General features: G+C 73.1%; 6 protein-coding genes. 3 read left to right on the plus strand and 3 right to left on the minus strand.

What is annotated here, in order from left to right:
* Positions 1-795, minus strand: a 795-nt coding sequence (locus ACWF94_RS27475; protein ID WP_453493970.1) for an alpha/beta fold hydrolase, incomplete at its 3' end; no start/stop codon positions are given.
* A 52-nt stretch (positions 796-847) separates the two neighbouring features.
* Positions 848-1,531: a DUF998 domain-containing protein gene (locus tag ACWF94_RS27480; RefSeq protein WP_453493973.1), complete on the minus strand. Its 684-nt coding sequence runs from the start codon at positions 1,529-1,531 to the stop codon at positions 848-850.
* A gap of 61 nt (positions 1,532-1,592) precedes the next feature.
* Between ACWF94_RS27480 and ACWF94_RS27485 the strand changes: the two genes are divergently transcribed.
* The 3 genes from ACWF94_RS27485 to ACWF94_RS27495 all read left to right on the plus strand — a co-directional run bounded on the left by ACWF94_RS27485 (position 1,593) and on the right by ACWF94_RS27495 (position 6,063).
* Entirely contained in the window at positions 1,593-2,336 is a 744-nt protein-coding gene (locus ACWF94_RS27485; RefSeq protein ID WP_453493976.1) for a hypothetical protein, read from the plus strand.
* Between the two features lie 234 nt (positions 2,337-2,570).
* Positions 2,571-4,184 (plus strand): multicopper oxidase family protein, encoded by a 1,614-nt coding sequence (locus ACWF94_RS27490; RefSeq protein WP_453493979.1) that lies wholly within the window; start codon positions 2,571-2,573, stop codon positions 4,182-4,184.
* A gap of 124 nt (positions 4,185-4,308) precedes the next feature.
* Entirely contained in the window at positions 4,309-6,063 is a 1,755-nt protein-coding gene (locus tag ACWF94_RS27495; protein WP_453493982.1) for an NAD+ synthase, read from the plus strand.
* A gap of 56 nt (positions 6,064-6,119) precedes the next feature.
* Here ACWF94_RS27495 and ACWF94_RS27500 read toward each other — a convergent pair whose 3' ends face one another.
* Positions 6,120-7,145 carry an endonuclease/exonuclease/phosphatase family protein gene (locus ACWF94_RS27500; protein WP_453493985.1) on the minus strand — a complete coding sequence of 342 codons (1,026 nt, stop codon included), beginning with the start codon at positions 7,143-7,145 and terminating at the stop codon, positions 6,120-6,122.
* Between the last annotated feature and the right edge of the window lie 300 nt (positions 7,146-7,445).

The following is a 7,445-nucleotide window of genomic DNA, read 5'->3' on the forward strand; positions in this document are numbered from 1 at the left end:
GGCCACCGCGTCCGGGCGGTCCAGCATCATCAGATGACCCGCCGGGCCGATCTCCCGGAAGCGGGCCCCCAGGGCGAGCGCCAGCGCCTGCTGCCGGGCCGTCCAGCGGCGGCCCCCGGCGGTCGCGGCGAGCACGGTGAACGGCGCCGCGGGCAGGGGGTGCCGTTCGCGCAGGGCGAGGAGTTCGGCGGCGACGGCGCGGTAGTGGATGTTCTCCAGCAGGGTGCCCCGGGCGACCCGTGAGGTGCGGTAGCAGCGGCGTACGAGGGCCGCCGGGGCCGGGTCCCCGCCGCCCGTACGGGAGAGGCGGACCGTCGCGCGCCGGACGAGCGGCCCCAGCGCCGCGGGCACGCCCAGCGCGCGCAGCAGGCCCCCGGCCGCGCGGGCGGCGGCCGTACGGACGGCGGGCGCGGCGGGCGGGCGTGCGCGCTCCTCCACGCTGGAGTCGACGAGGACGACCGCGGCGGTACGGGCCGGGTGCAGCCGGGCGAACGCCTCCGCGTGGAACCCGGCGATCGAGTGGCCGACGACCGTCACGGGCCCCGCCGCGCCGAGCGCGTCCAGCAGCCCCGCGATGCGGTGTGCCTCCCCGGCGGCGGAGGGGCGGACGCCGGCGGGGGCGCTCAGCCCGTGCCCGGGGCGGTCGAAGCGGACGACGGTGCGGTGCGGGGCGAGCAGGGGTACGACGGGGTCCCAGTCGAACCAGCTCAGCGAGAGGCCCGCGCTCAGCACACAGACCGGCCCGCGCCCCTCCACGACGACATGGTGCGCCACCCCGCCGATCCGTACGAACATCTGCGCGCCCCCTCCTTCCGCTGCCGCTGCCGCTTCCGCTGCCGTACGAACATCAGAGCACCGGCTCCTTCCGCCGCCGTTCCGTGCGCTCCCGTGTCAGGCACAGCGCGAGCAGCCCCAGCCAGACTGCCACGAACAGCACTTGGAGCCGCTGTCCCGCCCCCAGGGACCAGGTCCCCCGGCCCGCCTCGAAGGCGGCGACGGCCGACAGGGTCCAGCCGGTGGCGGCGAGTTCGAGGACGACGATCGCCGGTCCGGTCCGGGCGAGGAGCGGCCACCAGCCGTACCGCCGGGCGGCGACGGTGAGCGCGACGATCCCGACGACGGCGCCCGCCATCGCGGTGGAGGAGCTGACGGCGTGCGCGGTGTGGGTGGCGGGGACGAGTCCCGCGGTCTCCCGGGCGGCGCACTCGGGGTCGGCGGTGGGCGCACAGCTCAGCGGCAGCCGGGAGTCGACGGCGGTCGCCGCGCCGAAGAGAGTGATCCCGCCCCAGCCGATGAGCGCCCAGGGTCTGCGCGGTGTCCGGGCCAGGGCCCAGAGCCCGCCCGCGAGAACGAGGAGTCCGGCGGCGAGGTCGGTGGCCCGGAACAGACCGCCGAGCGGCTGGTCGACGGCGGCGAGTTCGCTGACGTACGTCCGCACGGGATCGAGGCCGGTGGAGACGACGACTTCGAGCAGCCAGGCGGTGTATGCGAGCGCGCCGAGGGCTATCAGGACGGCGATCATACGATCCATGATCGCCGACCGGCCGGGGCACGCCCTCGGAATATACCCGGCGGGGGTAGGATTCGACAGCATGGTGATCGGTCGTGGCGGACGCGTGGGGCAGCTCCTGCTGCTCGTGGCGCTGCTGTTCGGGATCGCCACGATGCATACGGTGGGGCATCCGTCGGCTTCGGCCGCGCCCGCCCATGGGCCGGGGCATACCGCGCCACCGCCCGCCGGCGGCTCCGGACAGCCCGGGTCCCCGGCCGTCCCCGGGGCAGGAGCCGTCCCCCTGCCCGCCGCGGCGGCCGTACGGGCACCCCAGGCACCCCCGGCGGATCCGGTTCCGCCCGCCCCCGGCACCCGGACGGCCGGCACCGTACACACCACGGCCTCGGGTGGTTCCGCCCACGCCGACTCGGCCGCGCCCGCCCCGGGCTCGCACCAGGCCACCGGGCAGTTGGCCGAGCACGTTCTCCGTGCCCAGCCCGTGGGAGCCGACGCCGCCGACAGCCGTACGGAGCGTATGGGTCGTACGGGGCATATCGGCCCGGACCAGGCGGCGGCCGGGACCGGGACCGGTGCCGGTGACACCCGGCCGGCGCCGTCCGATGGACAGGGGCAGGGCCACGGGATGGATCCGGGCGCGGTGTGTCTGGCCGTGCTCGGCTGGCTGGGTGCCGCGCTGCTGGTGATGGTGGCCGGTGGGTTGCCGGGACGGCGGACCGGGGAGCCGGCGGGCGGGAGCGGCCGGGGACGGATCGTGCGCGGGCCGTGGGCCGGTCCGCCACCGGTCATAGGCATCCTCGCGAAGGTGTCGGTGCTGCGGATCTAGGAGTGCCCCGCCGCGTACCCGCGCGGCGGTCCGCGTCCATGGCCGCGGTGGCCCACAGCCGCGAACGCGGAGGTCCACGCCCACGAGCACGGGCGGGTTCACATCCGTCACCGCGGTGGTCCACACCCGCGCATGCGGCGGTGCACGCCCACGACCACGGGCGGTCCAGCTCCCCCATCGCGGCGGCCCACTTCCGCAGCACACTGCCGAACACATCACGAGGTGCACTCAGCTATGTCCACACACATCAATCGCCGTTCCCTGCTCGGAGCGTCACTCGCCGTCGCCGGGACGGGAGTCCTGGCCGCCTGTTCCGGATCGGACGGCGGAGGCGGCGGGCACGCCGGTCACAGCGGAGGCGGTCAGGGGGCGGCCGACCCCAAGGACGTCAAGGGAGCCAAGGGCTTCGTCGCGCCCGATGGCGAGGAGGTCCTCGCCGCCGAGGCGAAGCGCGGGAAGGGGCCGGAGCGCAAGGTGAAGCTGACCGCCGTGGCGACCCCGCTGGAGCTGGGCGGGGGCCGCACCGTGCGCTCCTGGGCCTACGGGGACCGGCTGCCGGGGCAGGAGGTCCGCGCCACCGCGGGCGACACCCTCGCGCTGACCCTCGCCAACAATCTGCCGGAGTCGACCTCGCTGCACTGGCACGGTCTCGCTCTGCGCAACGACATGGACGGGGTCCCCGGGCTCACCCAGCAGCCGGTGAAGGCGGGTGCGGAGTTCACCTACCGGTTCGCGCTGTCCCACCCGGGCACCTACTGGTTCCACCCGCACTCCGGTGTCCAGCAGGACCGGGGCCTGTACGCGCCCCTGATCGTCGAGGACCCCAAGGAGCCGCTGAAGTACGACAAGGAGTGGGTGATCGTCCTGGACGACTGGGTCGACGGCGTGGACGGATCGACCCCGGACGCGGTGCTGGCGGAGTTGCGCAAGGGCATGTCCGGCGGCGGCGGGCACGAAGGGCACGACATGTCGAACATGTCGATGTCCGTGGAGGAGACCCCCGGGCCGAAGGGCCCGTCGCGGATGATGATGGGCGCCAAGAGCGATCTCCTGGGCGGGGACGCGGGAGACGTGGCGTACCCGCACTATCTGGTCAACGGGCGCACCCCGGACGCCCCCACGTCCTTCACGGCGAAGCCCGGCGACCGTATCCGGCTGCGGATCATCAACGCGGGCGGCGACACCGCCTTCCGGGTCGCCCTCGGGGGCCATCGGATGACGGTGACCCACACCGACGGCTTCCCGGTCCGGCACGCCCAGGCGGACGCCCTGCTGCTGGGCATGGGCGAGCGCTATGACGTCCTGGTCACGGCGGGCGACGGGGTGTTCCCGTTCGTCGCGGTGGCGGAGGGCAAGAACGCCTCGGCGCTGGCCCTGCTGCGTACCGGCGGCGGCTCGGCCCCCGCCGCCTCCGTACGCCCGAAGGAGCTGTCCAAGCGGGTCCTGACGGCCGACAAGCTGCGGGCGGACGAGTCCGTCGCCCTCGCGGCCCGCAAGCCGGACCGCACGATCAGGATCGGGCTGACCGGCGGGATGGCGAAATACGACTGGGCCTTCGACAAGAAGCCCTACTCGCCCAACCGCCGCCACCAGGTCCGCGCGGGCGAGCGGGTACGGCTGGTCTTCCGCAACCCGACGGAGATGTGGCACCCGCTGCATCTGCACGGGCACACCTTCGCGCTGGCCAACAGTGCGGGAGGGGCCCGCAAGGACACCGCGATCATCCTGCCGAACGGCACCCTGACCGCGGACTTCGACGCGGACAACCCGGGGCTGTGGATGATCCACTGCCATAACGTCTACCACGCGGAGGCGGGCATGATGACGGTGCTCGGCTACCGGAAGTAGCCCGGAACCCGCACGCCCGGAACACCGCACGGCCGGGACGCCCCCGCGTGGGGCGTCCCCGCGTGGGGCGTCCCACACCCGCCGCCCAGGGCATCGCGTCAGAAAGACGATTACACTGGGCGGCGTGCCTCAACTACGCCTCGCCCTGAATCAGATCGACTCGACCGTCGGCGACCTCGCCGGCAACAGCGAGTCGATCGTGCGCTGGACCCGGCACTCCGCCGAGCAGGGGGCGCATCTGGTCGCCTTCCCCGAGATGGTGCTGACCGGCTATCCCGTCGAGGACCTGGCCCTGCGCTCGTCCTTCGTGGAGGCGTCCCGGGCCGCCCTGAGGGCGCTCGCCGCGCGCCTGGCCGACGAGGGCTTCGGTGAGCTGCCCGTCGTCGTCGGCTATCTGGACCGCTCGGAGAGCGCCGCGCCGAAGTACGGCCAGCCGGCCGGGGCGCCGCGCAACGCCGCCGCCGTACTGCACGGCGGCCGGGTGGTGCTCACCTTCGCCAAGCACCATCTGCCGAACTACGGCGTCTTCGACGAGTTCCGGTACTTCGTGCCGGGCGACACCCTCCCGGTGATCCGGGTGCGCGGCGTCGATGTGGCGCTCGCCATCTGCGAGGACCTGTGGCAGGACGGCGGCCGGGTCCCCGCCGCCCGGTCCGCCGGCGCCGGGCTGCTGGTCTCGATCAACGCCTCGCCGTATGAGCTGAACAAGGACGACACCCGCCTCGACCTGGTGCGCAAGCGCGCCCAGGAGGCCGGGTGCACCACCGCGTACTGCGCGATGATCGGCGGCCAGGACGAGCTGGTCTTCGACGGCGACTCGATCGTGGTCGACGCGGCGGGCGATGTCATCGCGCGCGCCCCGCAGTTCTCCGAGGGCAGTGTGGTGGTCGACCTGGAACTGCCCGCCGCGGGCCCGGTTCCCTCGGGCACCGTGGACGACGGACTGCGGATCGACCATGTCGTCCTGACCGCCGACCCGCTTCCGGCGTACGGGGCGGAGCTGCCGGGGGGCTACGCCGACCGGTTGGACGACGACGAGGAGGTGTACTCGGCACTGGTCGTGGGACTGCGCGCGTACGCCGCCAAGAACGGCTTCCGGTCCGTCCTGATCGGGCTCTCCGGCGGTATCGACTCCGCGCTGGTCGCCGCGATCGCCTGCGACGCGGTCGGCGCCGGGAATGTGTACGGCATCTCCATGCCGTCGAAGTACTCGTCCGAGCACTCCAGGGACGACGCGGCCGAGCTGGCCCGCCGCACCGGGCTCGACTTCCGCACCGTGCCCATCGAGCCGATGTTCGACGCCTATATGGGCTCGCTCGCCCTGACCGGCCTGGCCGAGGAGAACCTCCAGTCGCGGCTGCGCGGCACGATGCTGATGGCCGTCTCCAACGAGGAGGGGCACATCGTGCTGGCGCCCGGCAACAAGTCCGAGCTGGCGGTGGGGTATTCGACGCTGTACGGCGACTCGGTGGGCGCGTACGGGCCCATCAAGGACGTCTACAAGACGACCGTGTTCCGGCTGGCGCGCTGGCGCAACCGGGCCGCCGGGGAGCGCGGGCAGCTCCCGCCGATCCCGGAGACGTCGATCACCAAGCCGCCGAGCGCCGAGCTGCGCCCGGGTCAGGTCGACACCGACTCGCTGCCGGACTACGGCGTACTGGACCGGATTCTGGAGCTGTACGTGGACCGGGACCAGGGCAAGGACGCCATCGTCGCGGCCGGGTTCGACGAGGAGTTGGTGGCGCGGACCCTGAGGATGGTGGACACGGCCGAGTACAAGCGCCGGCAGTACCCGCCGGGCACCAAGATCTCGGCGAAGGGTTTCGGCAAGGACCGGCGGCTGCCGATCACCAACCGCTGGCGTGAGTCGGCCGGGTGAATCAACGGCCCGGCCCGGCCCGGCCCCCGGGGTCAGGCGCTCAGGGGCTCAGGGGCTCAGAGAGCGATACGGGCCGCGATCGGCAGATGGTCGCTGTCGGTACGGGGCAGTGTCCACGACGACGTCGGCTCGACCCCCTTCACCATGATCTGGTCGATCCGCGCCATCGGGAACGACGCCGGCCAGCTGAAGCCGAACCCGTCGCCCGCCGCGCCCTGGGTGGACCGCATCTGGGCGGTGACGGCGGTCAGCGCGCGGTCGTTCATCGTCCCGTTCAGATCGCCGAGGAGCACCACCTTGCCGACCGGTTCGTTGCTGATCGCGTCGCCCAGCGCGTCGGCGCTGTCGTCGCGCTGGTTGGCGGTGAAGCCCGCCCGCAACTTGACCCGTACGGAGGGCATATGGGCGACGTACACCGCGACCTCGCCCTGCGGCGTCCGAACGGTGGAGCGCATCGCGCGTGTCCACCCCAGCCGGATCCCGACGGGCGCGGTGTCGGCCATCGGGTACTTGCTCCACAGGCCGACCGTGCCCTGCACCGCGTGGTAGGGGTAGGTGTCCGCGAGGGCCTCCCGGTAGGTGCCGACCTTGCCGTGGGGCAGTTCCTGGAGCGCCAGCACATCCGCGCCCGATGAGGCGACCTCCTTGGCCGTGCCCCCGGGGTCCGGGTTGCCCGCGTTGACATTGTGGGTGGCGACCGTCAGATCCCCGCCGCCCGTGGACTTGTCGGTGAGCAGCCCGCCGAACAGGTTGAACCAGACGAGGACGGGCAGCAGCAGGGCGATCAGCGCGGTCGCCGAGCGCCGCCACAGCGCGGCGGCGAGCAGCACGGGGACGAGGAGGGCGGCCAGCCACGGCAGGAAGGTCTCGTTCAGCGAGCCCAGATTGCCGATCCGGTTGGGCAGCTGCGCATGAAAGATCATCAGGAGCGCGGTCAGTACGGCACAGAACGCGATGAGGATGCCGCGCCGCCAGATACCCCGGTCACCGCGCCAGCGTTCGAGCAGACGCCGCGCCCGGGACCCGGTGCGCCGGACCTCCGGCTCGCCGCTGTCCGTCTCCGTCTTGTACGCCTGCACCATCGAGCATTCCTCACTGCCTTGCCGCCGTCACACCAGCCTCGGCCTCGACACTAGGCGATGACGGTACTTGCCCCACCGCCCCGGCAGGGCCGTGCGGTTGCGACGACGAAGGGGGCAATGCTCCCGGTTCCTGGTATCCGGCCAGGTGAGGACGGTATGACAGAAGCCGCACACTTCCCTCCATTCCCGGCGTGCCGCGTCCGCGGGCCGCCGCATGGCGCATTGAGGGCACTGAGTGCCGGAGGCGGTCCCTGCCCGTTCGGTACGCCCCGTCTGACGGCGCGTCCACGGAGCACCCGG

The sequence above is a fragment of the Streptomyces sp. NPDC055078 genome, assembly GCF_053607985.1.